Below are 2,746 nucleotides of genomic sequence, written 5' to 3'. Positions count from 1 at the left end.
TCAAGCTGTCAGGCCTTCGGGCTCTGGCAAGGCGTTTGCGCGGCAGCAGGCGGTCAGTGTGTTGGCCAGCAGGCAGGCAATGGTCATCGGTCCGACGCCACCGGGCACGGGTGTGATCGCTCCGGCGCGTTCGGCCGCGCTGGCGTAATCTACATCACCAACCAGCTTGTTCTTGCCGTCCCGTTCAATTCGGTTGATGCCCACGTCAATCACTGTTGCACCTTCCTTGATCCAATCGCCCGGGATCATCTCGGGGCGGCCAACAGCAGCGACAACGATGTCTGCGCGGCGCACAACATCAGGCAGATCCTTGGTGCGACTGTGTGCGATGGTCACGGTGCAGCTGTCACCCAGCAACAACTGCGCCATCGGCTTACCCACGATATTCGATCGGCCCACAACAACCGCATCCATACCCGAGAGCGAGCCATGGTAGTCGCGCAGCATCATCAAACACCCCAGCGGAGTGCAAGGCACCATCGACTTCTGCCCGGTACCCAGCAGTCCCACGTTCGAGATGTGGAAACCATCAACGTCCTTGGCCGGGTCAATCGAGTTGATCACCAGATCTTCGTTCAGGTGTTTGGGCAGGGGCAACTGCACCAGAATACCATGCACGGCTGGGTCGTTGTTCAGCTTGTCGATCAACGCCAGCAGGTCTTCTTCGGACGTGTCGATGTCCAGCTTGTGCTCGTACGAGTTCATGCCGACCTCGACGGTCATCTTTCCCTTGGACCGCACATAAACCTGGCTTGCTGGGTCTTCGCCTACCAGAACCACGGCCAGGCCGGGGGTGATGCCGTTTTCTTCTTTCAGCTTTGCGACCTGGTCGGCCACCTGGCCGCGTACTTTTGCGGCAAAGGCCTTACCGTCGATAACCTGCGCTACCATCCTTTGATCCCTTCTTTTCAAAAACGGATCGGGCGCACAAAGCGCCCGGTTCTTCATTCGGGGCCGAGCACGCGTTCTTCGCGGGCAATCGACCAGTCAATCAAGATGCGCCAAAGCTTCTCGGCAAGATCGGGGTCCATGCCCAACTCGTCGGAACTTGTGCGCACGCGCTGCACCACATCTTCGACACGATCCGGGATGCGGGCGGGTAGCCCCTCGCCGGGTTTCAACTGAGACGCACGATCTATGTAAGTTGCGCGCGCCACCAACATTTCAATCAATTGGCGATCCAGCTTGTCGATCTGAACCCGCAATTCCCGCATCGAGTGGCAGTCCTGCGGCGGTATCAGAGTGGGCATTTCAATCTCCTGCGGTCCGGGGATACCCCCGGACCACGAGATGTATCATTCGGGCGCTTAGAACAAGCCCTCGATCTCACCTGCGTCATTGAGGCAGATGGATTCCGCAGCCGGTTTGCGTGGCAGGCCAGGCATGGTCATGATCTCGCCGCAGACAACCACGATGAACCCGGCACCTGCCGACAGGCGAACCTCACGCACCGGAACCGAGTGGCCGGTGGGCGCGCCGCGCAGGGTCGGATCAGTCGAGAAGCTGTATTGCGTCTTGGCCATGCAGACCGGCAGATTGCCGTATCCGGCCTCTTCCCATTCGCGCAACTGGTTGCGAATCTTGTTGTCGGCCAGAACCTCGTCAGCGCGGTAGATGCGCTTGGCGATGGTTTCGATCTTTTCGAACAAGGGCATTTCGTCGGGGTAGATCGGTGCAAAGTTCGCAGCACCATTTTCGACGATTTCCACAACTTTCTCAGCCAGAGGCGCAGAACCGTCTGAACCGAGCTCCCAGTGACGCGACAGAACTGCTTCGACACCATGTTCGGCGCAGTAATCCTTGACGGCCTGCACTTCGTCATCGGTGTCGGTGACAAAGTGGTTGATGGCGACAACAACGGGCACGCCGAAGGATTTCACGTTCTCGATGTGACGGCCCAGGTTGGCACAGCCCGACTGAACCGCGTCGACGTTTTCGGCACCCAGATCGGCTTTGGCAACACCGCCGTTCATCTTCATCGCGCGCACGGTGGCGACCAGAACAACTGCCGACGGCGCGATGCCCGCCTTGCGGCACTTGATGTTCATGAACTTCTCGGCACCCAGATCAGCACCAAAACCCGCTTCGGTGACAACATAATCGGCCACTTTCAGCGCGGTCTTGGTCGCGATGACCGAGTTACAGCCGTGCGCGATGTTCGCGAAAGGACCACCATGGACAAAGGCCGGGTTGTTTTCCAGCGTTTGCACCAGATTCGGCTGCATCGCGTCTTTCAGCAGAACGGTCATTGCGCCTTCGGCCTTGATGTCGCGGCAGTAAACCGGGGTCTTATCGCGGCGATAGGCGACAATGATGTCACCCAGACGCTTTTCCAGATCTTTAAGGTCGGTGGCCAGACAGAGGATCGCCATGACCTCGGACGCCACGGTGATGTCAAAGCCGGTTTCACGCGGGAAACCGTTCGACACGCCACCCAAGCTGGCGGTGATCTGACGCAGCGCACGGTCGTTCATGTCGACCACACGACGCCAAGCAACGCGACGAATGTCGATCTCGCACTCATTGCCCCAGTAGATGTGGTTGTCAATCATCGCCGACAGCAGCGAGTGGGCCGAGGTGATGGCGTGGAAGTCACCTGTGAAGTGCAGGTTCATCTCTTCCATGGGAACAACCTGCGCGTAACCGCCACCCGCAGCACCACCCTTCATCCCGAAGTTCGGGCCAAGCGAGGCTTCGCGGATACAGATCATCGCGTTTTTGCCGATGCGGTTCAGGCCATCGCCCA

At 59.0% G+C, this 2,746-nt stretch carries 3 protein-coding genes; all 3 read right to left on the bottom strand.

Features of this window, described 5'->3' with window-relative positions:
• The gene (folD, locus tag ACR0DL_RS21445; protein ID WP_170425634.1) at window positions 1-891 is read right to left on the bottom strand and encodes a bifunctional methylenetetrahydrofolate dehydrogenase/methenyltetrahydrofolate cyclohydrolase FolD; all 891 of its coding nucleotides are present in this window, start codon (window positions 889-891) and stop codon (window positions 1-3) included.
• Between the two features lie 53 nt (window positions 892-944).
• A complete protein-coding gene (locus tag ACR0DL_RS21440; protein WP_170352146.1) occupies window positions 945-1,250 on the bottom strand; it encodes a chorismate mutase in 306 nt (101 codons plus the stop codon).
• Between the two features lie 57 nt (window positions 1,251-1,307).
• A partial coding sequence (locus ACR0DL_RS21435; RefSeq protein ID WP_480691288.1) for a formate--tetrahydrofolate ligase occupies window positions 1,308-2,746 on the bottom strand: 1,439 nt, incomplete at its 5' end.

This window comes from Ruegeria sp. BB5, from assembly GCF_056539405.1.
This window is presented reverse-complemented; position numbering and strand designations above follow the sequence as displayed.

What these genes read in the sequence shown, in the direction of transcription:
- folD (WP_170425634.1), bottom strand. Translation starts at nt 891, where the DNA reads ATGGTAGCGCAGGTTATCGACGGTAAGGCCTTTGCCGCAAAAGTACGC.
- ACR0DL_RS21440 (WP_170352146.1), bottom strand. Translation starts at nt 1,250, where the DNA reads ATGCCCACTCTGATACCGCCGCAGGACTGCCACTCGATGCGGGAATTG.